Source organism: Paraburkholderia sp. GAS82, from assembly GCF_050436285.1.
GTDB classification, from domain to species: Bacteria; Pseudomonadota; Gammaproteobacteria; order Burkholderiales; family Burkholderiaceae; genus Paraburkholderia; species Paraburkholderia phenazinium_B.
In genome coordinates this window covers 464,390-488,674 of sequence record NZ_JBNDLX010000005.1, presented here as the reverse complement: position 1 = coordinate 488,674, position 24,285 = coordinate 464,390, and the positions used below count along the sequence as shown (strand labels likewise).

Annotated in this window: 28 protein-coding genes and 1 pseudogene; 19 read left to right on the top strand and 10 right to left on the bottom strand. The window is 61.1% G+C overall.

Annotated features, from left to right (window positions below; translation table 11 throughout):
- Positions 1–3: 3 nt before the first annotated feature.
- The 3 genes from P3T17_RS18640 to P3T17_RS18630 are packed head-to-tail and all read left to right on the top strand — an operon-like array spanning position 4 to position 2,897.
- Positions 4–378 (top strand): (2Fe-2S)-binding protein, encoded by a 375-nt coding sequence (locus P3T17_RS18640; protein WP_429408416.1) that lies wholly within the window; start codon positions 4–6, stop codon positions 376–378.
- Positions 368–1,762 (top strand): NAD(P)/FAD-dependent oxidoreductase, encoded by a 1,395-nt coding sequence (locus P3T17_RS18635; protein ID WP_429408414.1) that lies wholly within the window; start codon positions 368–370, stop codon positions 1,760–1,762. The genes P3T17_RS18640 and P3T17_RS18635 overlap by 11 nt, the downstream gene beginning before the upstream one ends.
- Positions 1,755–2,897: an NAD(P)/FAD-dependent oxidoreductase gene (locus P3T17_RS18630; protein WP_429408412.1), complete on the top strand. Its 1,143-nt coding sequence runs from the start codon at positions 1,755–1,757 to the stop codon at positions 2,895–2,897. Before P3T17_RS18635 ends, P3T17_RS18630 begins: the two co-directional genes overlap by 8 nt.
- Here the strand turns inward: P3T17_RS18630 and P3T17_RS18625 are convergent.
- Positions 2,838–3,608, bottom strand: coding sequence for a CerR family C-terminal domain-containing protein (locus P3T17_RS18625; protein ID WP_429408411.1), 771 nt, complete (start codon positions 3,606–3,608; stop codon positions 2,838–2,840). The genes P3T17_RS18630 and P3T17_RS18625 overlap by 60 nt on opposite strands.
- A gap of 105 nt (positions 3,609–3,713) precedes the next feature.
- Between P3T17_RS18625 and P3T17_RS18620 the strand changes: the two genes are divergently transcribed.
- The 4 genes from P3T17_RS18620 (at position 3,714) to P3T17_RS18605 (ending at position 8,542) form a co-directional block, all read left to right on the top strand.
- Positions 3,714–4,835: an HlyD family secretion protein gene (locus P3T17_RS18620; RefSeq protein WP_429286078.1), complete on the top strand. Its 1,122-nt coding sequence runs from the start codon at positions 3,714–3,716 to the stop codon at positions 4,833–4,835.
- A 19-nt stretch (positions 4,836–4,854) separates the two neighbouring features.
- On the top strand, positions 4,855–6,444 hold the full coding sequence (locus P3T17_RS18615; RefSeq protein WP_429408537.1) for an MDR family MFS transporter: 1,590 nt from the start codon (positions 4,855–4,857) through the stop codon (positions 6,442–6,444).
- Between the two features lie 7 nt (positions 6,445–6,451).
- Entirely contained in the window at positions 6,452–7,909 is a 1,458-nt protein-coding gene (locus P3T17_RS18610; RefSeq protein WP_429408409.1) for an efflux transporter outer membrane subunit, read from the top strand.
- A gap of 84 nt (positions 7,910–7,993) precedes the next feature.
- A complete protein-coding gene (locus P3T17_RS18605) occupies positions 7,994–8,542 on the top strand; it encodes a glutathione peroxidase (RefSeq protein WP_429408407.1) in 549 nt (182 codons plus the stop codon).
- A gap of 24 nt (positions 8,543–8,566) precedes the next feature.
- Here P3T17_RS18605 and P3T17_RS18600 read toward each other — a convergent pair whose 3' ends face one another.
- On the bottom strand, positions 8,567–8,821 hold the full coding sequence (locus P3T17_RS18600; RefSeq protein WP_122158068.1) for an H-NS family nucleoid-associated regulatory protein: 255 nt from the start codon (positions 8,819–8,821) through the stop codon (positions 8,567–8,569).
- Positions 8,822–8,862: 41 nt separating this feature from the next.
- Positions 8,863–9,102, bottom strand: coding sequence for a hypothetical protein (locus P3T17_RS18595; RefSeq protein ID WP_074266279.1), 240 nt, complete (start codon positions 9,100–9,102; stop codon positions 8,863–8,865).
- 485 nt (positions 9,103–9,587) lie between these two features.
- Between P3T17_RS18595 and P3T17_RS18590 the strand changes: the two genes are divergently transcribed.
- Both P3T17_RS18590 and P3T17_RS18585 read left to right on the top strand, forming a co-directional pair.
- Positions 9,588–10,394 carry an alpha/beta fold hydrolase gene (locus P3T17_RS18590; RefSeq protein ID WP_429408405.1) on the top strand — a complete coding sequence of 269 codons (807 nt, stop codon included), beginning with the start codon at positions 9,588–9,590 and terminating at the stop codon, positions 10,392–10,394.
- A 78-nt stretch (positions 10,395–10,472) separates the two neighbouring features.
- Positions 10,473–11,312, top strand: coding sequence for an AraC family transcriptional regulator (locus P3T17_RS18585; protein ID WP_429408536.1), 840 nt, complete (start codon positions 10,473–10,475; stop codon positions 11,310–11,312).
- A gap of 25 nt (positions 11,313–11,337) precedes the next feature.
- Here P3T17_RS18585 and P3T17_RS18580 read toward each other — a convergent pair whose 3' ends face one another.
- The 4 genes from P3T17_RS18580 to P3T17_RS18565 form a co-directional block, all read right to left on the bottom strand.
- Positions 11,338–11,931 (bottom strand): LysE family translocator, encoded by a 594-nt coding sequence (locus tag P3T17_RS18580; RefSeq protein WP_429408403.1) that lies wholly within the window; start codon positions 11,929–11,931, stop codon positions 11,338–11,340.
- 131 nt (positions 11,932–12,062) lie between these two features.
- Positions 12,063–12,662 (bottom strand): glutathione S-transferase family protein, encoded by a 600-nt coding sequence (locus P3T17_RS18575; RefSeq protein ID WP_429408402.1) that lies wholly within the window; start codon positions 12,660–12,662, stop codon positions 12,063–12,065.
- Positions 12,663–12,845: 183 nt separating this feature from the next.
- On the bottom strand, positions 12,846–13,940 hold the full coding sequence (locus tag P3T17_RS18570; protein WP_429286074.1) for a porin: 1,095 nt from the start codon (positions 13,938–13,940) through the stop codon (positions 12,846–12,848).
- Positions 13,941–14,691: 751 nt separating this feature from the next.
- Positions 14,692–15,381 carry an O-methyltransferase gene (locus P3T17_RS18565; protein WP_429408400.1) on the bottom strand — a complete coding sequence of 230 codons (690 nt, stop codon included), beginning with the start codon at positions 15,379–15,381 and terminating at the stop codon, positions 14,692–14,694.
- 351 nt (positions 15,382–15,732) lie between these two features.
- On the opposite strand from P3T17_RS18565, the gene P3T17_RS18560 reads away from it, so the two are divergent.
- From P3T17_RS18560 to P3T17_RS18530, 7 genes are all read left to right on the top strand, one after another.
- Positions 15,733–16,671, top strand: a complete 939-nt coding sequence (locus P3T17_RS18560; protein ID WP_429408398.1) for a hypothetical protein — start codon at positions 15,733–15,735, stop codon at positions 16,669–16,671.
- Positions 16,672–16,921: 250 nt separating this feature from the next.
- Positions 16,922–17,188, top strand: a complete 267-nt coding sequence (locus tag P3T17_RS18555) for a DUF4148 domain-containing protein (RefSeq protein ID WP_429408396.1) — start codon at positions 16,922–16,924, stop codon at positions 17,186–17,188.
- A 145-nt stretch (positions 17,189–17,333) separates the two neighbouring features.
- On the top strand, positions 17,334–17,675 hold the full coding sequence (locus tag P3T17_RS18550) for a DUF4148 domain-containing protein (protein WP_429408394.1): 342 nt from the start codon (positions 17,334–17,336) through the stop codon (positions 17,673–17,675).
- Positions 17,676–17,734: 59 nt separating this feature from the next.
- On the top strand, positions 17,735–18,118 hold the full coding sequence (locus tag P3T17_RS18545) for a DUF4148 domain-containing protein (RefSeq protein ID WP_429408535.1): 384 nt from the start codon (positions 17,735–17,737) through the stop codon (positions 18,116–18,118).
- 142 nt (positions 18,119–18,260) lie between these two features.
- Positions 18,261–18,449 carry a hypothetical protein gene (locus P3T17_RS18540; RefSeq protein ID WP_429286068.1) on the top strand — a complete coding sequence of 63 codons (189 nt, stop codon included), beginning with the start codon at positions 18,261–18,263 and terminating at the stop codon, positions 18,447–18,449.
- Between the two features lie 268 nt (positions 18,450–18,717).
- The gene (locus tag P3T17_RS18535) at positions 18,718–18,897 is read left to right on the top strand and encodes a CsbD family protein (protein WP_074266268.1); all 180 of its coding nucleotides are present in this window, start codon (positions 18,718–18,720) and stop codon (positions 18,895–18,897) included.
- 108 nt (positions 18,898–19,005) lie between these two features.
- Positions 19,006–19,596, top strand: a complete 591-nt coding sequence (locus P3T17_RS18530; protein ID WP_122158080.1) for a BPSL1445 family SYLF domain-containing lipoprotein — start codon at positions 19,006–19,008, stop codon at positions 19,594–19,596.
- Positions 19,597–19,753: 157 nt separating this feature from the next.
- Here the strand turns inward: P3T17_RS18530 and P3T17_RS18525 are convergent.
- A pseudogene (locus P3T17_RS18525) lies at positions 19,754–19,864 on the bottom strand (alpha/beta hydrolase); the annotation flags it as partial.
- Positions 19,865–19,934: 70 nt separating this feature from the next.
- Between P3T17_RS18525 and P3T17_RS18520 the strand changes: the two are divergent.
- On the top strand, positions 19,935–21,416 hold the full coding sequence (locus P3T17_RS18520; RefSeq protein WP_429408392.1) for an HD domain-containing phosphohydrolase: 1,482 nt from the start codon (positions 19,935–19,937) through the stop codon (positions 21,414–21,416).
- Positions 21,417–21,464: 48 nt separating this feature from the next.
- On the opposite strand, the gene P3T17_RS18515 is transcribed toward P3T17_RS18520, so the two are convergent.
- Positions 21,465–22,319: an oxidoreductase gene (locus P3T17_RS18515; protein ID WP_429286066.1), complete on the bottom strand. Its 855-nt coding sequence runs from the start codon at positions 22,317–22,319 to the stop codon at positions 21,465–21,467.
- A gap of 551 nt (positions 22,320–22,870) precedes the next feature.
- On the opposite strand from P3T17_RS18515, the gene P3T17_RS18510 reads away from it, so the two are divergent.
- Together P3T17_RS18510 and P3T17_RS18505 are read left to right on the top strand one after the other, a co-directional pair.
- Positions 22,871–23,494 carry a 2-hydroxychromene-2-carboxylate isomerase gene (locus P3T17_RS18510; protein ID WP_429408390.1) on the top strand — a complete coding sequence of 208 codons (624 nt, stop codon included), beginning with the start codon at positions 22,871–22,873 and terminating at the stop codon, positions 23,492–23,494.
- 119 nt (positions 23,495–23,613) lie between these two features.
- Positions 23,614–23,988 (top strand): GFA family protein, encoded by a 375-nt coding sequence (locus P3T17_RS18505; RefSeq protein ID WP_429408388.1) that lies wholly within the window; start codon positions 23,614–23,616, stop codon positions 23,986–23,988.
- Here the strand turns inward: P3T17_RS18505 and P3T17_RS18500 are convergent.
- Positions 23,985–24,242: a DUF2866 domain-containing protein gene (locus P3T17_RS18500; RefSeq protein ID WP_074269206.1), complete on the bottom strand. Its 258-nt coding sequence runs from the start codon at positions 24,240–24,242 to the stop codon at positions 23,985–23,987. The genes P3T17_RS18505 and P3T17_RS18500 overlap by 4 nt on opposite strands.
- Between the last annotated feature and the right edge of the window lie 43 nt (positions 24,243–24,285).

Here is a 24,285-nt window from a genome sequence, read left to right as displayed (position 1 = left end):
GATATGACTTCCAAACCGCTTTTCAGGGTGCTTGCACCGCTTGCGCCTGCCGTCGCAGATGTCACCGTCCATATCTGGTTCAACGATGAACCGCTTGAGGTGCCAGGCGGTCGCTCAGTGGCGGCCGCGCTGCTCGCTGCCGGCGTGCAGCGCTTTCGCGCTACGCCGGTTACCGGTGCGCCGCGAGCGCCGTATTGCATGATGGGCGCGTGCTTCGAATGTCTCGTCGAAATCGATGGCGTGCCGAGCCGGCAAAGCTGCCTGGTGACGGTACAGGACGGCATGCGGATCCACTCGCAGGAGGGCGCGCGCGACTTGCCGTTTAGCGCCGATCCGGCGTCATCGCAATCCATCAAGGAGAATTCCGATGCTCGTTGAACCGGTCGATGTCGCGGTGATCGGCGCGGGGCCTGCGGGGCTCGCTGCGGCGACGCGGGCTGCGGGAGCGGGCCTGTCGGTGGTGCTGCTCGACGAGCAGGAGACGGTCGGAGGACAGATCTATCGGGCGATCGAGCGCAGCGATGCGCAGCGTCGCGAGATCCTTGGGCCGGACTACGTCGCAGGCGCGGCGCTGGCGGAGGCATTCGCGCGCAGTGGGGCGCGTTATGAGCCGAACGCCTCGGTCTGGCAAGTCACGCGCGAGCGCTCCGTGCATTATCTGAAGGATGGAAAAACCGGGAGCTTCGAGGCGAAGCGTGTCGTGCTTGCAACTGGCGCGCTGGAGCGGCCCTTCCCGATACCGGGTTGGACGCTGCCGGGTGTGCTGACCGCCGGCGCCGCGCAGATCCTGCTGAAGAGCGCCGGCGAGGTGCCGGCTGACCCGCCGGTGCTGGTTGGCTGTGGGCCGTTGCTCTATCTGCTTGGTTGGCAATACGTGCGAGCGGGCGTGCCGATTCGCGCGCTGGTCGACACCACGCGTCATGAGGACCGCTGGCGTGCCAAGCGTCACATGATCTCGGCGTTGCGGGCGTGGCCGTATCTGGCCAAGGGCTTGCAATTGCTCCGCGCGCTGCGCGAAGCGGGCGTGCCGATTCACGAGGGTGCCGACGATCTTCGCATCGAAGGCGCGCTGGGTGATGATGGCACCGACCGGGCGCACGCGTTGAGCTTCTCAGTGCGCGGCGTGCCACAACGGATCGAGGCCAGCGTTTTCCTGTTGCATCAGGGCGTCGTGCCGAACACGCAGTTCAGCTGGTCTCTGCGCGCAACGCATCATTGGGATGACGCGCAATTGTGCTTCACGCCGCAGACCGATGCATGGGGCGAGCTCGATGTCGCCGGTATCTTCGTTGTGGGAGACGGCGGCGGGATAGCGGGAGCGCAAGCGGCCGAGGCGCAAGGCGAACTGAGCGCGCTGGCGATTGCCGCGCAATTGGGCGCGCTCGATCAGACGACGCGTAACCATAGCGCGGCGCCATTGTTGCGGCGCCTCGCGGAAGTGAAGCGTATCCGTCCGTTCCTCGATACCTTGTACCGGCCGCGCGATGAGAACCGCGTGCCGCAGGACGACGTGCAGGTATGCCGCTGTGAAGAGGTGACGGCTGGCGACGTGCGTCGCTTCGTGGAACTCGGCTGTCAGGGCCCGAATCAGGCCAAGTCGTTTGGCCGCTGTGGGATGGGCCCGTGCCAGGGGCGTCTGTGCGGGCTTACCGTGACCGAAGTGATCGCCGAGGCACGCAAGGTGTCGCCGGCCACGGTCGGCTATTACCGTATCCGTCCACCGATCAAACCCCTCACGCTCGGAGAACTCGCCGGTGAATAGCGCCGTGGTCAGCGAAGCCGATGTGCTGGTGGTTGGAGGCGGGCTGCACGGTTCGAGCAGTGCATTTCATCTGGCGAGCCGTGGCGTGCGCGTCACGGTGCTCGAAGCGGACTACGTTGGCCGCCATGCGTCGGGTGTCAATGCGGGCGGTGTGCGCACCCTCGGCCGGCCGTTGCCGGAAATCCCGCTGGCGCTGATGTCACGCGAGATCTGGCACAACATCGTCGCGACCATCGGCGATGATGCCGGTTTCGTGCCCTCGGGCCAGATGAAAATCGCCGAAAGCGAGGCCGAGCTCGACGAGTGTCGCGCTCGCGTGGCGTCGCTCGAGGCACAGGGCTTTACTCACGAAAAGATCATCGACCGCGCGACTGTCCGCGAACTGGAGCCGGCGCTCGCGCCGCATGTGACCGGTGCGATCTGGGTCGAACGCGATGGCTATGCGTTGCCGTACCGCGCCACCATGGCGTTTCGTCACGCAGCGCAGGCACGCGCTGCGGTCTTTCATGAAGGCACGCCCGTCAAGCGGATCGAACAGCGTGGCACGCGCTGGTACGCACAGACACCCGCTGGCCTCTTTTCAGCGGAGCATCTGGTGATCACGGCAGGGGCCTGGTCAGGTGAGCTTGCGAGGCAAGTTGGCGAGCCCGTGCCGGTGCATCCGGAAGGGCTGATGCTGATGGTTACGCACCGCGTTGCGCCATTCTGCCGGGCGACGCTTGGCGCGACGGGAAGGCCCTTGTCGTTCAAGCAGTTCGATAATGGCACGGTCGTGATCGGCGGCAAGCTGATCGGGATCGCTGATTTGCCGGGACGTCATGGCGAAGTGGACTTCGCGCGTCTCGTAAGAAGCGCGCATACCGTGGTAGACCTGTTTCCGCATCTGCGCCACCTCGGCGTCAATCGCGCGTGGGCCGGGGTGGAAGCATTTACCGAGGATTCGCTGCCGGTGATTTCACCGAGCCGCAAGGCGTCGAATCTAACTTACTCGTTCGGATACTGCGGCAGCGGTTTTCAGCTTGGCCCCGGTTGCGGCAAGCTGGTGTCGGAACTGGTGCTGGACGGCGTTCCGTCGTTACCGCTGGACGCGTTTGCTATTGATCGCTTTGACGCCGGCCGCCTTGGCTGCACCTGAAGGTTGCCTGTCTCTCAACGCGGTCATGCTTCGCATGAGCGTGACCGTTTGCTCCTTGATGATGCGCATCAGCGTCGCGAGCCTGGTTGCGTCGACAGCGTCCCATCCCAGCACTCTCAGCGATTTGCGCCCGTGGATGTGAAACGCGACGACCGGTCCGTTGAGCGTTAGCGTGCGAATCAGCGTCTCTTCATCATCTGCAGGACGTCCAAGCAGGCGTCCGACGATCGTCGCGCTGATATTGGTCAGGCGGCAACTGATCTTCTTGTCGATCAGCTCGAATCCCGATGACGGACCGTGGCCGGCTTGCTCACGCGCCATGAACAGGCGCCAGTCGTCCGATTCGGTCGAGGTGAACATGAACTGGGCAATGCTTGCCTGGATCGCGCAGAACGCTTCGATCAGCCCGTCGTCGTCGACATTGTTCGCCAGCGCTTTCTCGGCTGCCTCGACGGGTTCGAGGATCTGTGCCCAGACCCGCGAGACGATGTGCTCGATGCACGCCAGGTAAACCCCTTCCTTATTGTCGAAGTAATAGCCGATGGCCGGTGCGTTGACGCCCGCGCGCTCGGCGATGTCGCGCGTCGAGGCGCCGTCGAAGCCATATTCGCCGAACAGCGCGAGCGCCGCGTCGACGATGCGTGCGCGGGTTTCTTCGCCGCGCTGGTAGCCGCCATCGATTGCGTGGCGATGTCTCGGGGCAGGGGACATCCGTTGGATCCTCAGAAGCTTTTGTAAGTGAAGCAAAAATATATCAATTGACAGAAATGTGCCAACTGGAATAATTATATCAATTGGAAAAAATCTGGAGTCGTCATGTCGGCCACCCTTCCCGTCAACGAAGCTGGAGCTGCGCCCGCGCGCCGCTCCCCCACACGCCGGCTACTCATGGCGGCCGGGCTGATCGCTCTGATCGCCGCGGCCGCGTGGGGCGTGCGCTGGTGGACGGTGGGACGCTTTATCCAGGGCACTGACGACGCCTACCTGCAAGCCGATAGTATGACTGTTGCACCCAAGGTGTCAGGGTACGTGGCTGAAGTGTTGGTTGGCGACAACCAGACGGTTGCGGTCGGACAGCCGCTGGTGCGGCTCGACAGCCGCCAGTACGAAGCGGCGTTGGAACAGTCCAACGCCACCGTGGCCGCGCGCCGGGCCGACATTCTGCGCGGCGAGGCCGAACTGGCGCAGCAGCAGGCGAGCATCGGCGAGGCGCGGGCGCAACTCGACGGCGCGGTGTCGAACGAGGCGCATGCGCTCGCCCAGGTCAAGCGCTACGAACCGCTTGCCGCAACGGGAGCAGAGACCGAAGAACGCGTGGCCGACCTGCGCAACTCGGCTCGCCAGGCTACCGCCACGCGCGCCGCTGACGCCGCAGCGCTGCAGGTCGCCGAGCGTCAGGTCGCGAATCTGCAGGCGCAGATCCAGCAGGCTCATGCGCAACTCGACGCAGCCGTCGCCTCCACGCAACAGTCGCAGCTTGACGAGCAGGACACCGTGATACGCAGCACGATCGCGGGTCGCGTCGGCGACCGCACAGTGCGCATCGGCCAGTATGTGCAGCCGGGCACGCGTCTGATGACCATCGTGCCGGTGCAGGACGTGTATCTGACGGCCAATTTCAAGGAAACGCAGATTGGCCTGATGCGGGTCGGCCAGCCAGCGACGATCCGGGTCGACGCGTTACCGGGCGAAGATCTGCACGGCACCGTGGACAGCTTCTCGCCCGGCACGGGTTCGCAGTTCGCGTTGTTGCCCGCGCAGAACGCGACCGGCAACTTCACGAAGATCGTGCAGCGCGTGCCGGTGAAAATCCACATCGCGGCCGGTCCTGAAACGCGCAAGGTGTTGCTGCCGGGCCTCTCGGTGAACGTGGAGGTGGACACACGCGGCGCCCGCGATACCGCCGAGCGCATGGAACGGGAAAACGGACGTGGCTAACTCCAGCACGCCGGCAAGCATGCCGGGCAGCGGAGCAGACGCATCCGCTGCGCAGCCGGCGCATCCGCCGAATGCCACCGCCTCTGACTGGATCGCCGTGGCCGCCGGCGCGCTCGGCGCCTTGATGGCGACGCTCGACATCTCGATCACGAATTCGGCGCTGCCGCAGATTCAAGGGCAAATCGGCGCGACCGGCACGGAAGGCACGTGGATTTCAACCGGCTACCTGATGTCGGAAATCGTGATGATCCCGCTTGCTGCGTGGCTCACGCGCGTGTTCGGACTGCGAAATTTTCTGCTTGGCAACGCGACGCTCTTCACGCTGTTCTCGGTCATGTGCGGCGTTTCGCACAGCCTGCCGCAGATGATCGCGGGACGGATCGGCCAGGGCTTCGTGGGCGGCGCGATGATTCCGACCGCGCAGACGATTGTGGCGACGCGCCTGCCGCGTCATCAGATGCCGATCGGCATGACCATGTTCGGCCTGATCGTGCTGCTCGGGCCGCTGCTCGGTCCGGTGGTGGGCGGCTGGCTCGCGGAGAATATCGACTGGAGCTGGTGCTTCTTCGTCAACGTCCCGGTGGGCGGCGCACTGGTGGTGCTGCTGTTTCTGGGACTTAAAACCGCTCGCACCGACTGGTCGCAGTTCATCAAGGCGGACTGGCTCGGCATTGTCGGGCTCGCGGCGGGGCTTAGTTCGCTGACCGTCGTGCTCGAGGAAGGGCAGCGCGAGCGCTGGTTCGAATCGTCGATGATCGTGTGGCTGAGCGTCGTATCGGTGGTGGGCATCCTGTTGCTGGTGATTGCGCAGGTCGTGGCGAAGAAGCCCATCGTGCGTCTGACGTTGCTGAAGAATACGCGCTACGCGAGCGTCATCTTCATTGTGTTTACGGTGGGCGCGGGTCTTTACTGCGTGTCGTATCTGCTGCCACAGTTCCTGAGCAACGTATCGGGCTACAACGCAGAGCAGTCGGGCGGCGTGATGCTCATCTCCGGCGTGCCCGCGTTTCTGCTGATGCCGGTGCTGCCCCGTCTCATGGGCCGTGTGGATACGCGCCTGATGGTGATCGCCGGGCTGTGCTGCTTTGCCGCGAGCTGCATGCTCGACATCTCGCTCACCGCACAAAGCGTCGGCCATGACTTCACGTGGTCGCAACTGCTGCGCGGCGTGGGCCAGGTGCTGGCGATGATGCCGCTCAACCAGGCGTCGATGGCGGCCGTACCGCGCGAGGAAGCCGGTGACGCTGCGGGTCTCTACAACATGGCGCGTAACCTGGGCGGTTCGGTCGGACTCGCGTTGCTGGGCACGTTCATCGACCGCCGCAACACGTTCCACGAAGATGTGATCCGCGATTCTTTAAGCGCCAACTCGCTGATCGGGCAGGAGCACCTAACGGCTAGCGCAGCGAGTTTCTTCGCGCAGACCGGCGACATGGCCTACGCGAAGCTTCAGGCAATCGGCCAGCTTACCGCGCAGATGCAGGTGCAAGCGGTGGTCATTACCTATTCCGAAACCTTCTATGTGCTTGGCGTGGCTCTGCTGCTGTGCATTCCGCTCGCATTCTTTCTGAAGAAGCCGGCTGCCGGCACACCGTCGGCAGGACACTGAAAACAATATGAAGTCACTCAACTCTGCTCTCTGTTTCGGCCTGCTTCCCGTGGCGGCCGCGCTGGCGCTGGCTGGCTGCACGGTGGGGCCCGACTACCACGGCGCGCCGCAGGCCGCACCGATCGCCGCGCAGGCGACCTCGTTCAATCGGGCTCCGCAGGGCACGGTATCGACGGCGCCTGTGGCTGCGCAATGGTGGCTCGCGCTCGATGACGCGCAACTGAACGCATTGATCGATACGGCGCTCAAGAACAGTCCCGATCTGCATGCCGCCGAGGCCCGCGTCCGCGAGGCGCGCGCCGGTCTCACAGCGAAGCAGCGCAACGAATTGCCCAAGGTTCAGGGTAGCGCCGCGTATTTGCGCACGCCTACCCCGGATCTGTCATCGCTCGAAGGCGGACAGAGTTCGTCCTCGAGCGGTAGCGGGCCGATCAGTTTTTATCTCGCGGGCTTCGATGCCAGTTGGGAAATCGATCTTTTCGGCGGCACGCGGCGGGCGATCGAAGCGGCGTCGGCAGAGGCGGACGCCTCGCAGGCCGATCTCGCCGATGCGCATGTGCAGCTCGCCGCCGAGGTGGCGCAGGCGTATGTCGGCTTGCGCGATGAGCAGCAGCGCGTGAGTATCGCCCACGAATCCGCCGAGCTTGAAACGCGCATTCTGACGCTGACCGAACAGCGCCGTGCGCGCGGCGTGGCTTCGGATCTCGATGTGGAACGGATCCGCTCGCAGGTCGAAAATACCCAGGCGAGCATCATTCCGCTCGACGCCCAGGTGGCCGAATCGCTCGACGAACTCGCCGTGCTCACGGGCCGCGAGCCCGGTGCGCTGGATGCCGAACTGTCGGCACAGAAGCCGCTTCCCACGTTGCCGGCGACGGTGGCGGTGGGCGACCCAGGGCGTCTGTTGCGTCAGCGTCCCGACATCCGCGCGGCCGAGCGGCGGCTTGCCTCGCAGAATGCGCAGATCGGCGAGCACGAAGCGGATTGGTTTCCGAAAGTCACGCTATTTGGCGACCTGAGCTTTAGCGCGTCCGAACCCGGTCATCTGTTTCGCAAAAGCAGTTACACGTGGGTTGCCGCGCCTTATCTGCAATGGAATGCATTCGATTTTGGCCGTGTGAAGGCGAGCGTCGATCAGGCAAAGGCCGGCCGCGACGAGGCCGAGGCGAAATACGAGAGCACGGTGCTGGGCGCGCTGAAGGACGCAGATGTGGCGCTCTCGCGCTACGGCCACGAACGCGACAACGCCGTGAGCCTTCGCGAGGTGGAAGACTCCGCTACGCACGCCGCGGTGCTGACCGAGCAGCGCTACCGCGCGGGTACGACCACGGCGCTCGATTGGCTCGATACCGAGCGAACCCGCTATTCGGCGGAGCAGAACCGCATTCAGAGCGAAGCGCAGTTAATCAAGGATTACGTGGCCCTGCAAAAGAGTCTAGGGCTGGGGTGGCAAACCCCCGGCTAGGCACCGCCGGCAGCAAACGCAGAACTCCGTTAGTCTTCTGTCTCGCCCACGTTATTTTTCTCACCAGGCGACAACGGAGGATTTATGGCATTAGCGTTACACGACATTCCCCTGAAAGCGATCGACGGTCAGGACAGCAGCCTTGCCGACTACCGCGGCAAAGTCTTGCTGGTGGTCAATGTTGCTTCCAAATGCGGTCTCACGCCGCAATACAGCGGCCTGGAAAGTCTCTACCAGGCAAAGCACGCCGACGGTCTCGAAGTGCTGGGCTTCCCGGCTAACAACTTCAAAGGCCAGGAGCCCGGCAGCAATGACGAGATCGCCTCGTTCTGCTCCACGCAGTATGACGTGCACTTCCCGCTCTTCTCGAAGATCTCCGTGCTTGGCGAAGACCAGCATCCGCTGTACGCGGTGCTGACCGAAAAGCAGCCGGTTGCAACCGGTGATGGCCCGTTCCGCGAAAAGCTGAAGGGCTACGGCGTGAACCCTGAGAACCCGGCGGACGTGCTGTGGAATTTCGAAAAGTTTCTGATCAACCGCAACGGCGACGTAGTGGGGCGCTTTGCCCCTGACGTCACGGCTGACGACCCGCGTCTGCTGGCGGCCATCGACGCCGAACTGGCAAAGCACTAAACTCGGCGGTGTGACCCAGAGCTGTTAGCTGCAGCGGAAGTGTTCGATACTTTGGCCGGCCGCTACGGCCCGCTGCAGCCACTCCGGCAGATCGCCGCTACCGTTCCAGGTATTTCCCCAGGCGTCCCGGTACGCCACCGCCTGTTCGCTTTTCTGGTCGGACTCGAGAGACTCCGCGAGCGCCGGCAGCGTAATGCCGAATTCTTCCATGCGGTGGCGAATCCAGCGGATCAGACGTTCGCGCGCTTCGCCATCAAGTCGTTCAATCGTCGTGGACATGGTTTCTGATAGGCCAGGAAACGAAAGCGAGCGGGACGGTATCAATTGGTCCGCTTCGGTTGCGTGGCGATCTTGACCACCGCCGAGTCGAAGAAATCCTGAGCCTCTGCGAGTTCGTCCAACGCCTGTTCGAGCTGGCGAAGCGCAAGGGAGTGCTCGATGTGCCGGTTTTGCGGCACGTCCTCGCCTCTGACTACGCGAAAGGCAATATCTACTTGCCTGGTTGCACGAACGAATCGTTCGGCAGCATTTGCTTCACGTGAGTGCGCATGGGTCGACATAATAAACCTCCACTCTTTAAATCGAACTTCAAATCAAACAGGATGATTGTCCGCAGGGGCAAGGCGCAGGGACGTTACTCAGGGGTGACGTATTCTGGTCAGGTTCTCTGCGTTTCGAAATCAGGCGATGCGTGATGATGCGATGGTTAGCGCGCTGGTCTTGCATTGCAACTGGAAGCAAATAGTATGGCAGTCCCAGGCAACCTGCAGATGATGTTAATTACACCACTTTAATTGGCGATACGCCAGGAGAAAAGCCTGAGAACAGCGACCGGTTTGCATAGCTTGCCAGGAACCGCGTCCGCGCGCCAGGGGAATGTTGTTAAATATCACGCCGGGGTGTTAACTTCTTTGGATCGGTGTTAACTTGTTCAGTTCCATCCGCAGGATTCAGCGAGTCCTATTTTCGCGCGATTGGCCGGGTGCCATGTTGCTGTTAGTCGGTTATTCTTCCATCCGTATACGCCTATACAGGTAAAACCGCCATGGAACCGTACGACGACGAGCTCGAAAATTTTGCTGCGCATGGCGCACCTCCGTTGCCTGCGGCAAGCGATCAAGGAATTGTGGAGCACGACGGTGCGCGAATCGCGTACTCGACCTACGGAACCGGCACGCCGGTGATTCTGCTGCATGGAGGCCTGGGCCACAGCGGAAATTGGGGCTGGCAGGTGCCTGCGCTGGTCGGCTCGGGATATCGCGCCGTGTTGATCGACAGTCGTGGTCATGGCCGCAGTACGCGTGATGCGCGTCCCTATTCTTACGAGTTGATGGCGTCCGATGTGCTTGCCGTCATGGACGTCCTGCAACTGAAAAAAGCTGCCATAGTGGGCTGGAGCGACGGCGCGTGCACCGCGTTGATCCTCGGCGCCAAAGCCCCTGAACGTGTTGCCGGCGTCTTCTTCTTTGGCTGCAACATGGACGCTACCGGCACGAAGAAATTCGTTATGACGCCGGTCATCGAGCGGTGCCTCGGACGCCATGCTGCGGACTATGCTCAATTGTCAGCCACGCCGGATCAGTTCGAGGCCTTTGTCGGCGCCGTCGGCGAAATGATGAAGACCCAGCCGAATTACTCCGCTAGCGACCTGGCGAAGATTCAAGTGCCAGTCGTGATCGTGCAAAGCGAGCATGATGAATTCATCAAGGCGGAACATGCGGAGTATCTGGCCCGCAGTATTCCGCGGGCCGAGTTGATCCTGATGCCGGGTGTAAGCCATTTTGCGCCGCTGCAAAGGCCCGCACAGTTCAACGATGTGATGCTCGATTTTCTTCGCAAGGTTCCGGCCTGACGCAAAGTGGCGCTCTGTGGCATGCTGGACGTATCGAGCTTTGCCGTGCCGCATACCGGGTTTAAAAAAACGCTGATCATGAAAAGCAGTCCGAACTCACCGATGAAGGAGCCTACGGTCCAGACCTTCTGGCGCGATGAAGCGCTGCCATTTATCGAAGCGCGTTCGGTCGAGGACGGTCGTAAGGTGTGCTATGGCAAGCATTCTCACGAAACGTTTTCGATTGGGGCAGTGACAGGCGGTCGTAGCACCTATCTGAACGGCAAGGTGGTGGAACGTGCGGGGCCGGGGTCAGTGGTGGTCATCAATCCGGAAGTAGTCCACGCCTGTAATCCGGACGGCGATCAACCTTGGTCGTACCGGATGCTTTATGTCGATGCCGCATGGCTGGGCAAGCTTCAGCGCGACCTCGGTGTTAGTCAGAGCGCCGATTTCCGCCCATTCTCATCTACGCTGACCACGCAGGCGGGTCTCTATGGCGGATTGAACGGTTTGTATGCAGCGCTAACCGATGAAGATTCGGACACTTTGCAAAAGCACAGCGTTGCCGTCGATTTCTTTTCGGATCTGTATCGCGCGCTGACCCCTGCGCCGGTGCCGACCGGCAGCGTTAACCTCAAGCTCGCGCGCGCGGCCCAATACATCAGGGAGAATTGCGTTCAATCGCTGCGCCTGGATGAGATTTGCGCTGCGGCGGATCTCTCTGCCTCCTATCTGATTCGTGCGTTCAAGCAACGTTACGGCATGACGCCGCACGCATACCTGGTTAATTGCCGCATCGAATATAGCCGCTCGCAACTCAAACGCGGGCGAGCGATCGCTGAGGTAGCCGTTGAAGCTGGCTTTGCCGATCAGGCTCATCTACAGCGGGCGTTCAGGAAATTCGTCGCAGCCACCCCGGGGCAGTACAAGGGGTGATTGCGACGCGCGTCGCCAACGCTTTTCAGGCTATGAGCAGATAGATAGCGCTTGCAACCAGCAGTAGCGCCATGATGCGATTGAATATCCGCACCCGGGCGGGATTGCGCAGATGCTGCCGCAGAAACGACCCTGCGTAGGCCCAGCAAGCGATGGACGCATAGCAGATCACGAAGTAAAGCGCGGTGAACTGCCAGATCAAAGTCCGGTCTCCGTTAGCTGCATAAGCACCCATGCTTGCAATGGAGGCTAGCCATGCTTTCGGATTGAGCCACTGCATTGCGGCTCCAGACATCGCGGACGGCCCTCGCGCTGCCTTGGGCTGGTCTGCACCCATCTTTCCATCGTCGATGGCCAGCTTATAAGCCATGAAGAATAGAAACGCTACGCCCGCCCATTGGATGAATCGTGTCAACCACGGCCACTGGTCAAGCACGTCACGCAGTCCCAGGCCTATCAGCAGGAGCAGCAGCGTAAAGCCGACCGTCGCGCCGGTCACATGCCGCATGCTTGCCGCCAGTCCATAGTGGGCGCTGGTGCTGAGCGCGACGATATTGACCGGCCCGGGTGAAATTGATGCAGCGAGTGCAAACGCTGCCATGGAAAGAAAGATGCTCATGGGTCCCCTTGATACGTTCGATCTGAAGGCTCGAAGGTATCGGGGGAGGGGGGATGCGTATTGAAGAAAACTACCCTTTGGTGATTTTGTTGGGCGGATGGGCGGGATGAGTCAGGTGAGCGAGCTTAAGCCTAAGGCAGTTTGACAGCGTGTTGAAATGCCGGACGGGCGCAACAGCGGTCTAGCCAGTTCATCAGGTGAGGCCGCTTCTCCCGTTCGAAACGCCGCACCGTGCTGATGACGCTGGCGACGTTCAGATCGGCCACAGAGAACGCGGCTCCGACGAGCCACTCGGACCTCGCCAGCGCCGATTCCAGATGGTCCAGCGGATCCCGCATTTCGGCGGCGGCCGATGCAGCCAGCGAGGCATCGCGTGCCGCCTCAGGCAGCCAGTAGGTGTGGGACGCCCACTGGGTATAAGCGGACTCGATCGCAGTCGCGACCCAAAGCGTCCATTGGTAGGCTAACGCCTGGTCTTTGATGCCTTCGGGCCAAAGCATGCCTGCCTTCTGCGCGAGATACAGATTGATTGCCAGCGACTCCGCGAGGACGAACCCATCGTCGGAGATCGAAGGGATCGTACCGGCTGGGTTGATCAGGCGATATTGCGCGTTCTGCCGGCAGTCTCGCCAGTCGAGCGGATGGTGTTCAAACGCGAGACCAAGCTCGCTTGCCATCCAGAGAACGCGGAGTGCGCGCGAGCGGCTGGTGCCGAAAATGGTAAGTGACATGTGTCTTTGTATGCGACATGAATCGATTTGATCGGTTAATGTCAGTATCGCATCGCACAGCTGATACCCAATAAAAACTTGTACGAGGAGGTCTCGTCAAAGGCCGCGGACGACCAACCTCTAGTGATAAAGGCCGCGATCGCATCGCGCGGTCGCGGCCGTCATTCCCGCTAAGTCCAGCGCTTAGAAGTGCGTGTGCAGGCCGATGCGGACAACAGCCTGACTCGGGCTGTCCGATTCATCGCCCGAATCGTTCATGCCGTTGATTTGCGCATCCGCTCCCGAATTAGCCCGTTGATAGACGCCAAGCAGGTACACGTCGGTGCGCTTGGAGAGCGCATAGTCGACGATGCCCGCGATCTGGTGAGCGTGGTTATTGTCGACGGTTTCATTGCCTTTCATGTACATGTACGATGCCCCTGCGCTCAAAGCCGGCGTGAAGTTATAGTGCGCGCCGAATGAGCCTTCATACACCGCGCCACCGTTGGCGGAGTTGTGGACCGTGGTGAACAATGCGTTCGTGACCCAGCCACCGAAACGGTAGTGCGTGCCCAATCCCCAGTTACGCACGCTGACCTGCGGCGATCCCGCCGTGTAGTACTTGATGTTGGTATAAGCCGCGTTGGCACCGAACGATCCGGCAGCATAGTTAAGCGCGAAGCTCGTGGAGTTGCCCGCGCCGATCGACCCTGCCACACCACCAAAACCATACATCGCACCGGCGCTCAAGCCGGCAAAAACCGGTGAGACGTACTTGACCGAATTCGTTACGCGTTCGCCGGCCATGCGGTCCCAGTCGAAAGCTCCGGTGGCATTGCTCGGTAAGTCGAGCTTCGTGAACGGGCCTGCGCGGAAGTCGTAAAAATGCCCCGAGAGCTCCGCCGGATCATCGCCCGCAAAATACAGCGAGTCGGTCATGAAGTCGTACTGGTTGCCGGCGGTGACTTTACCGAATTTGTCGTTCACCAGTCCGACAAACGAAGTCCGGCTAAACAGGCTCGAATTCGGCATGAATGCACCGTTGTCGAGCTCGAACTGATCGACCAGTTCGAAGATAGCCTTGGTGCCGCCGCCGAGGTCCTCAACGCCGCGGAAACCCCAAAGATTCGGTCCATTGACGCCGTCGTCCATCTTGACGTTTCGTTTGCCGGACTCGTTGCTGACGTAGGTGACACCGGTATCGACCATGCCGAAGAGCGTGACGCTGCTCTGCGCGTGTGCTGCCGTCGTCGCGCAGGCAGCGGCGAGGATAGCTAACGTAATCTGTTTCTTTTTCATGCTTGAAGATCTCCTTGCGTGCTCTTAGTACTACAGATCGAATAAATTATTTCTTTATCTTTCTTGGGGAAAGCCGGTGAAAGGTCACTTTCTGGGTGACGAAGCGGATCGCGGCTCGCCTCAAGAGGCGAGCCCGGCGAAGAGCTCTTAGCGTGAAGACAAAAGGCTACCAGGCAGGCAGGCGGCGACGGTCTCGATGACTCGCCATTGATGTGCCGACATCCTGCGAGCGTCGATGAGCGCTGTGATGTCGATAAGTCCTGCAGCTAACATACGCATCCCCGAAATACTTTTCCGTATCCGATTCCATCGAATACGAATCATGATTTTGTTAGGAAGCGAAGATATCGAAAACTGACCGCGATCGGGAAGTGCGGGTTAACCACATTCGAAAGGCGAATAGAGGTTCACGATAGCTTTTGTGCTATGGATTGATGAAACAAAGAGAGGGCAAAGCGCCGTTGGGATAAGGGCTTAACACGGCGTCAGGGGCCTGGATGGAACAGGGACGCTGAGGATGAGTGATGACATGGCAATAAGCAGAAAAGATATTAAAGAAAAGAGATCGCAATCTTGTCTACCCCGGCGGAATGAATGCAATTTTTGGTAAGGATTTTTCCACAATTACCTTAGGGATCCACAATGGTTTTGGCGTGCCGGTTCGCAACATAAAGCCTGACGCAAGCGGTCGCCCGTTCGATAGTTGCTGGACTCATCTGGGAGCGACCACTCTCCTGGCGCGCAATGCTCGTTAGCTGCCGACGTCCGTTGGTGGCGCGGAGACGATCGTTATGGAAAAACCGTCGTAACCTTTCGAGCCCACCGTTTGAACCGCCGTACTTTCAGTTCCCGGCATTGCGGCGAGCATGTGGAAAAACTCCCGCACGCCGAGCACATCCGGTTCGTTGTTCTGCGGGTCGACGAGCTTGCCGTCGCGCACGACGTTGTCCGCGACGATGACCGTTCCCGGCCGCGATAACTGCAGCGTGAGCCGCAAGTATTCGGGGTAGCTGCTTTTGTCGGCATCGAGAAAGATAAAGTCGAACGGCGGCGTCTTGCTCTGGATCATCTGCTCGAGACTTTCGGCCGCAAGACCGGTAATCACGGAGACCTTGTTTGCCAGTCCGGCAGCCGCGATATTCTTTCTCGCGACATCGGCATTGTCCGGGTTGGCTTCCAGAGAAATCATGCTGCCATCTTCGGGCAGCGCTCGTGCAAGCCAGATGGCGCTATACCCTCCTAGCGTGCCGAGTTCGAGAATCCGTCGCGCGCCGTGTATCTTTGCGAGCAGGTTGAGAAACTTGCCCTGATTGGGTGCTACGTTGATGGCTCGCAGGCCTGCTTTGGTGCTGGCTTCCAGCGCGGCGTCGAGCGCCGTGTCGGACTTGACGAGTCCTCGAGAAAGGTAGTCGTCTACAGCGTTCCATGTGTCGGTAATCATCGAATTCTCCGTTCGTGAGATCCTGAACTTAACGTTTTGCCGTGTGCAGGGTAGTTTATCGGGGTATGACAGGCGAGGTTGGGAGGCATTCGTGGATGCTGGTTTGCAACTGGGACGGAGTTTGGCAGACGCGGCATGCTTTACTTTTGACCCACCGCGGTCGAACTTTGACGCATCCGAATAGACTGAAGAATAGCGGCGTTCGACGTTCCCCATCGCATCGAATAGATGCGCCCGCAACCTTCATCGTGGCGGATACCGACTAAAACTTGTCGCATCCAATTGATGCGTGACACCGTACGTAACCCAGGTAGAGGCATAACCTATCGAGGGCTTTACGGAACTGACGTCATGATCACGAACCCGATTGGCAACCCAAAAGTAACGATTCTCACCAGCCTGTTGTTGGGCGCTCTTGCGGTGGCAGCTTTTACGCTGGGTCAACGGAAAGGGGACCTTTTCGGCGATTCTGCCGTTTTTGAACGTCGCGACGTGCCCGCCGCCGACTCGCCAGTGGGCTCACGGCCGGCCACGCTAGCCAGCGGAAAGGTGTCGCTTGCGCCGGGCACGACTGCAGATGCCAGTCTGACCCAGGTTCTCGATGCGATTCGCGCGAGCCTGCAACGCAACGATCTTGGTTCCGCCAGGGTATTGCTGGGCGCCGAGCAGTCGCTTTACAAGGATGATCCGCGAATCGCAGCGCTTCAAACAGAATTGCAGGCGCGCGAAGGTGCCACGAATCATGCGCCTGCCGTGGTCGAAAATCCGCTCAGGTCGCCCGCGGCGCCGCATTCGGGCCGCCCTGCATGGCGATCCGCGTCGCGAACCGGGCATGGCCGCACCGTCTCGCAACCGATTCAGGCAGATGCAGATAGCGGGCCGCAATATGAACAGGGCAGGCATGCAACTGGCGTTGAAATCGCGCCGAACCCGAGCGTAAGCGCAAGGAACGATGCCTCTAGCGACGTCTCAAGCTCCGTTTCCGTCAATCAGCCAGTGACTGCCTCGCCGCCCAGGCCCGCGCAGCCTGTGGTCGATGCACCGCCCGTCACGCAATCTGTTGTGCTCTCTCCACCTGTCACGCAGGCCGTGCAGACGACGCAATCCGACGCAAAGCCGGCCTCGCTACCGGCGGTGGCCACTCAGGCCCCAAAGACGCGTGCCGAGGTTGAGATGGAAATTGAACGCGCCCGCACAGACGGCGCTTTGCCGCGTTTCGGCAATCCCGACCCTGCCGGGCCCGGCGGTGCGCCGAGCATGATCAGCCATCCGGTGGTGCTCAACTGGTAGTACGACGGCACGCATCGCCAGCGCAGCCTGTGCTGAACGGCGCTCGCATTGCGGCATATGAAGGTGGGCGCACGCCCGTTCGTATCCGTTAACACGTCCGCAACCCGCTCTATTCCCCTCTCCCGATTTTTTTGCCCGCGGGTAGCGTTCGGGCGCACTCGTTCGTGCATTTCTCCGTTCGCCGGGAATAAACGCCGCGCAACTCGGGTTCTCCTTCGTGTAGGCCAACCCAAATTCACCGGAGTTCATCATGAAGAAGATCGCTTTTGCGGTGTTGTCTGTTGCTGTGCTTGCCTCGTCTAGCGCTTTCGCTGAAGGGAAGACACGTGCGCAGGTGTATCAGGAACTGATCGAGGCGCAACAGAACGGCCTCAACTACGTGACCGACTCCTCATATCCCGATGTGAGCCCGGTGTACGCGCAGGAGGTCTCCCGGTTGAGGCAACAGGCGATGGATTCGTCTGCAAACACCAGCAAGATCGTTGACGGTTCTACATATAGTAGCACTGCGAACTAAATGGCTGGAACCAGTGGGTGCAACAGATAGTTTTTGAAATCCTGGAATAACCGACGCAGTCTCGATGTTAACGTTGATGAGTAGTTGATGAATGCATCGCCATATTTCTCAACCAGTTCAAACCCATATTAGTTAGGAGTTAGAAATGAAAAAGCTTGCCATGATCACCATGTCAGTTGCCGTCCTCGCATCGAGCGGCGTGTTCTCGAATGCCTTTGCGCAGGAAAAGACCCGTGCCGAGGTTCGTCAGGAACTGATTCAGGCGGAGAACAACGGCTCGCGTTTCGTGACCGATGCGTCATATCCCGACGTGAGTCCGGTCTTTGCGCAGCAGGTCGCTCACCTGAAGCAGCAGGACACCAGCGGCGTCGGTTCGGATACGTCGGGTACCAGCGCCGGTGGTCAACACAAGGGAATGAACAGCAATACAACCGGTGAAGCGTGTGTGGGTCCGGTCGATTTCTGCACACCGTTTTTCGGCAGCTAAAGGTCGTCGTCCGGTTGCCGTCCCTGTCTGGTCTCTCCCATTGAAGCAAGGAGATTTACATCATGAAAACGTTCATCAGTCTCACTCTCGCTGCCTGCGCATTCGCGAGCCCCGCGCTTAGCTTTGCGCAATCCGCCAACGCTCCGGTCACCCGGGCACAGGTATACGCCGACCTCGTACGCGTCGAACAGGCTGGCTATAGTCCGGCCGCCGGCGACCCAAACTATCCGGCCGACATTCAGGCCGCCGAAGCGAAAATCGCGGCGCAAAACGGCGCAGCTGTCGCAAACAGTACTGCGGGTGATGCGGCCGAAACGACCAGCATGGGCGTCCCGTCGTCGGGATCCAGTGAAAGCGGCACTCGCGCGCCGTTGAATGGTACGGGGAGCAATGCTGCGTGCGTCGGTCCGGTCAGTTTTTGTTCGCTGTATTCCGGTGGCTAAGTTGAGTAAGCTATCGCGACCCAATCGCGCTAGCAGCGCAGTTCGACTTTGCCGGGTTTGCCGCACTTGCGCGTTTCACCCATCGCGATTCTCATTTCAGTTGTGATGCCGGTTCTGAAGCCCACTGCGGAGGCGCCTTTAGATGAAGCCGATGGTCGGATTGCTCATACTCTTCGTGGCGGCGACGCTTGTCATCGTATTTGCCGGTTCCTATGGCGAGGGCGTGGTGCGGATGGCCGGTTATGTGGCGACGCTCGCGCTAGGCGGCGTGGTCGCGTTGCTAGTGCAAAACTGGAAGAACCGTCGGCCAGGTACGCGCCCACCCCGTTAGATGATGGGCCGTTTGACCGGCTGGTTCGCGTGTGCCTGCAAGCACACACGTAAGACGTACCGGGCGGATGTCGTTTTTCCCTGTCTGCCCTATGAATCGGCATTTCGCCGCGTATCTCTCCCTCCCGTCTTTATCCCCTTGATTTCATGCCCGCTTATGCGGGCGTTGTGCCTTGAAGCGGTTTTGAAACGGTACGTTTTGCGACTTGGCCCGCATTTTGCAGTAAAGAGGCAGCCGCGAGAATTAGCTCATCATTCAAGGAGGTTGCATGAACAAGGACCAGGTCAAAGGCACGGCCCAAAAGGTCAAGGGCAAGCTGAATGAAGCAGTTGGAAAAGCGACCGGCAACAGATCGCAGGAGATCAAGGGCGATTTGCAGCAGGTGGCCGGAGGGATCCGTCAGTCCTTCGGTAATGCGAAGGCGCGCATCAGAAAGACGGTCCGCTGACTCATTGCCTGAAGCTCGGGCGCCGCTTATCGGCAACTGCTGTTGCTGCCGTTCGCGGTGCGACCGACCGCGGCTTCACAACCACATCACATAACAAAGGAATCAACCATGCGTCGCCGACAATTCATCCTCTCGTCCAGTGTAGCGCTCGCCTCAACGGGTCTCGCGTTAGCTGGCTGCACGACGACTCCGCCGTCATCAGACACCGGCGCATCTTCCGATGCAGGCAAGCGTCAAACCATCAATGCGGGTGTCGATTCCACGCTGGCCCGTCTCTATGACACGGTGCACGGCTCGCATGAGCTCGTCGCCAAATCACAGGGCGTACTGGTATTCCCATCGGTTATCGCGGCCGGCTTCTGGGTCGGCGGCCAATATGGCCAGGGCGCGCTGCGCGTCGCCGGACGACCCTCAGGCTATTACAGTATCGCTGCCGGTTCGTTCGGTCTGCAGATTGGTGCGCAATCCAAGGCGATCGTGATGATGTTCATGACGCAGGACGCGCTGAACAAATTCCGCGAAAGCCAAGGCTGGGCCGCAGGCGCCGATGCAACGGTGGCCGTGCTGAAGGTGGGCGCCAATGGCGATGTCGATACCTCGACTGCGACGAGCCCGGTGCAGGCTTTTGTGCTGACGAACGAAGGGCTGATGGCAGGTGTCTCGCTGGAAGGCTCGAAGATTTCACGGCTGGTGATCTGACCATCTGACCATCTGACCTCGGCTTCGAGGGAAGGTGTCAGCAAAGACGGCGGGGCGATCACGATCGTCCCGCCGTTTTTTCATACTGCGGCTGCCTGGCCGCCTGCCTCGCCAGTTGCTTGACCGAACGCGCCGCTTCGACAATCGCCACTGCTGCTTAAGCCGGCTTCGACAGCATCGCCGCGTGGCTCGCGTCCACCTTGACCACCGTCGCGCCGATCCGCTGGGCCATCGCTTCCTGCAGTTGCGGCGAGATCATGCGATCCTTACCGGGGGACAGCTGAGGCTGGCCGCGGCGCCGAAGGCGCCTTTGCGTTTTTGAACAGGTCGATACACCTATGGCAGATGTTTCAACAATCCGTTCGCTCGACGCCGTCAAGGCACTGGCGTTCATCGGCGATCTCAGCATGGGGCAGCCGACGGATCATTCGCTGCGCACCAGTTGGTTGGCCGCGCGCCTCGCGGCGCAAGCCGGCTATGACCAGGTCCAATGCTGCGTGGTGCAGGAGGTATCGCTGTTGCGCTGGTCGGGTTGCACGGCCAATGCGGCGGGTTTCTCCGAGTGGCTCGGCGACGATATCGGCGGCCGCGAGGCGATGCTTGCCATGCGGCCAGGATGGGCCGGCGAGGCTGAAGCACACGGGAGCTTCGAGTCGACCATCCAGCCGCTCGCGCAGATCCATTGCGAGGTGTCGGGGGAAATCGCCCGCATGCTCGGTCTCGACGATATGACGCAAGCCTCCTTGCGGCACATCTTCGAAGCATGGGACGGTGCAGGGTTGCCCGAACGGCTCGACCGTAAGCAGGTGCCGGAGGCGGTATTTCTGGTCGCGCTCGCGAGCGATCTGGAGATTCTCAGCCGTGTGTACGGACTGGACGGCGCGCAAAAGCTGATCGCGCAGAAGGCGGGGCATCAGTACCCTGAGGAACTGGCGCGCGTCGCCTGTGCGCACGCAGCTGGATGGCTCGCCGAACTCGACCGGCAAACCGCGGTGGGCCGCGACGAACCGCTGGATGCGCTGCCGATGCAGCAGTCCACTGCGCCGGAGATCGTCGCCGACGTAATCGACCTGAAACTGCCGTGGATGGCCGGTTACTCGCGGCGCGTTGCCGGGGCCGCGGCGGGATGCTGTGCGCAACTCGGCTTCGACGGCGAGGTCGGTCAACGCATCTATCTGGCCGGTCTGATTCACGGCATGGGGCGCATGGCGGTGTCGAACGCGATCTGGAACACGCCCGGGCGGCTCTCGCCCGCCGCCTGGGAGAAGGTACGCCTCGTGCCCTACTGGACCGCACGCGCCGGCAGGCAGATCGGCGCGCTCGCGCGGGAAACGGAGCTTGCCTCGCACGCGTACGAGCGGCTCGACGGCTCGGGTTATTTCCGCAGCGCGGCTGGCGCGACGATCGGGCTGGAAGCCCGCGTGCTGGCTGCTGCGGCATGCTGGGTGGCGTTGCGCTCGCCGCGTCCGTGGCGCGCCGCTTTATCCGTCGGCGATGCGGCTGCCTTGATCAACGAAGAGGTGAGTCAGGGGCGCTTCGATGCCGATGCGGTCAACGCGTTGTTGTCCTGCGAGCAGAACGCTCAGGAGCCGGGCAGTGCCGGAGCACGGGCCCGGCCGGCGCGGGTGTCGCTGCTTTCTCCGCGCGAATCCGAGGTATTGCGGCAGATCAGTCTGGGCGCAAGCAACAAGGAAGTTGCCCGCGCCCTGCAGATGAGTCCAAGCACGGTGCGCACGCATGTGGAAAGCGTGTTTCGCAAGCTCGAATGCTCAACCCGGGCCGCCGCTACGTTGAAGGCGTCGACGCTCGGGTTGATCTGAGCACGGGGCGGTGCGCACCACGTGCTCACCGTGCACGGATAAAGCCCCTTACTTCGTCCCTTCCGGGAAGTCCGCGCCGACGGTGGTCGCTTCCCACGCGTCGAAATCGCTGCGCAGGAAATCGAGCTTCTTGCGGGCCAGTTCCAGCGCGGCCTTGCCGAGCAGCAGACGCAACGGCGGCGTGTCGGAGAGCGCAGCATCGATGATGGCCTGCGCGGCCCGTACCGGGTCACCCGCCTGATTGCCGCTGCGGGCGGCGGTCTGCTTGCGGCGCTCGCCGGCGGTGGCCGCGTAATCCTCGATTTGCGTCGCCGATTGTTTGATCGACGGCCCCGCCCAGTTGGTGCGGAACGGGCCGGGCTCGACTATCAGCACGTCGATACCGAGCGGCTTGACCTCGGTCGCCAGCGACTCGGAGATGCCTTCCACCGCGTATTTGGTGCCGTGGTAATAGCCGGTCGCGGCGAAGCTGGTGAGGCCGCCAATCGACGACACGTTGACGATCAGACCGCTGCGCTGCTTGCGCATCACCGGCAACACGGCCTTGGTCGTGTCGACGAGGCCGAACACGTTCGCCTCGAACATCTCGCGCACGGCCGCGTCCTCGCCTTCCTCAATGGCGGCCAGGTAACCGTAACCGGCGTTATTGACGAGCACGTCGATGCGGCCGAAATGCTCTTTGGCCTGGGCGACGGCGTGGTCGATCTGGGCACGTTTGGTGACATCCAGCGGCAGCACGAGGGCGCGATCGCCGTGACCTTCGACAATGTCCGCGACTTTCGAGGCGTCACGCGCCGTGACCACCGCACGCCAGCCGCGCTCCAGCACGAGTTTCGCCAGTTCGCGGCCAAAGCCTGTGGAACAGCCAGTGATCAGCCAGACGGGGTTGTCTCGATTCATCATTTGGGAAACTCCTGTTCGTTTTGCAAAGGCAAAAAGAGTGAAGCTGCCTGGCGGCGTGGTGCGCCGCGGGCAGCATAAGGGTGATGGTTGCTATTAGCGTGCCTGACCGTTCGGCTCATCTTCGCCGGGTACGGCGAGGGGCCGGAAGCGGCGCCTGAGGACACAAGGCGCGTCGAGTCGCTGCAGGAGCGAGAAGGGGGCGTGCGCGGCTCGAATGTAGATATGGACGGCAGGTTAGCCCGCCCATTGTCGCTGATCTGGCGATTCCGCGTGAGAACGGTGCCAGCGAGGGGCAGTCAGGACAGCGCCAGCAGGATCGACGAAGATATGACGATGATGAAGAGGCAGGCTGCGGTCAAAAGGTCATATGGGTAAGCCATTGCGATATCCATATACGTGATGAGTTGATGGCGAGATCATAGGACGAAGCGCATGAGACGACTGTCAACGATTGCAAATTCGAGGCGTTGTGTGGCATTTGTAGGCTTTCGAAATATCGCGTTCAGGTTGCCTGCACTGACTTGTTGCCTATAACGAGGGGAGTTTTCTGGATGAATACTGCTGTGGCCGTCCAAAGCACGCCGGAGATCGATTTCTGGTTCGACTTCGCCAGCAACTACAGCTACCTCAGCGTGATGCGCATTGAATCGCAGGCGGCCATGCATCATGTGCGGGTTCGCTGGCAGCCGTTTCTGCTGGGCCCTGTGTTGCAGTCCTTGGGCTATGACACGTCGCCGTTCGTCGCGCAGAAGGAGAAAGGCGAGTACGTTTGGAAGGACATGGAGCGGCAGGGCAGAAAATACGCCGTCCCGTGGCGCAAACCGTCGGACTTTCCACGCCGTGCGTTGCTGCCATTGCGTGTGGCGACGCTCGGGGCCAATGAGCCGTGGATCGGTGCGTTTTGCCGCGAAGTCATGCAGCTCAATTTCGCGCAAGACCGCGAGATCGATTCACCGGCGACGGTGGGCGAGGTGCTGGAGCATCTGGGTTTGCCGGCGCAACAGATCATCGCTGACGCGCTTACCGATGCCAACAAGCTGAAATTGCGCGAGCAGACCGAACGGGCTCGAGCACAGCGCATTTTCGGCGCGCCGACGTTCTTCGTTGGCACGGAGATGTTCTGGGGCAACGACCGGCTGGACGATGCACTGGCGTTTGCCGCAGGCGCGCCTTAAGACGTAAAAACGGCACGATCCGCTTCCCTCCTGACAGCACGCTGGCAGGAGCCCCTGCCTAGAATGGGCTTCAACATCGCGTAGAAGCCTTTCCCATCAGCGGTTGCGGAGATTGAGCCATGAAAAAGACCTACCACGGCAGTTGCCATTGCGGCGCAGTGCGATTCGAGGCGGATATTGAACTGAACACCAGTCAACTGAACAACGGGCGTCGCCGCTGCAATTGCTGGATCTGTGCGAGGCAGCGCGTCTCTGAGACGCTGGTCAAGCCGGAGGATTTTCGCCTGTTAGCGGGCGAAGCGGAACTCGGTGACTATCAGTTCGGCACGGGCGGCGGACACCATCTGTTCTGCCGGACCTGTGGAGCGGCCACCTTCGGGCGGGGCGCGGTGGATGCGACGGGCAGCGAGTACGTGTCGATTGCCGCCGCCTGCCTCGACAACGCCAATCCAGCCCTGACGCCGAAGCGTGCTGTGAGCGCGTGCTACCGTTAATTATCGCCGTGCTGGCAGAAGCGTCGGCCCGGAACGTGCGACACGACAGCTTGAGCGATTTCAAGCGGTGTGCTTTCCGCGGGAACCACGCGACGGCAGGAATCGGGAGTGTGCTTCAGCGTCCATTCGACCAGACGGTAGGAGCGTCCCCATGGGTGCTGCAATGGGTCCGAGACCGTGCAGGATTGAATCTGGCGCACCCAGTCGTGGTCGGGCATGGCCCGCAGATGTTCGAATACCGTATCTTCAACCATGGTCTGTTCTTCCCTCGCAGGAGTGCGCAACATCTTGCGATGC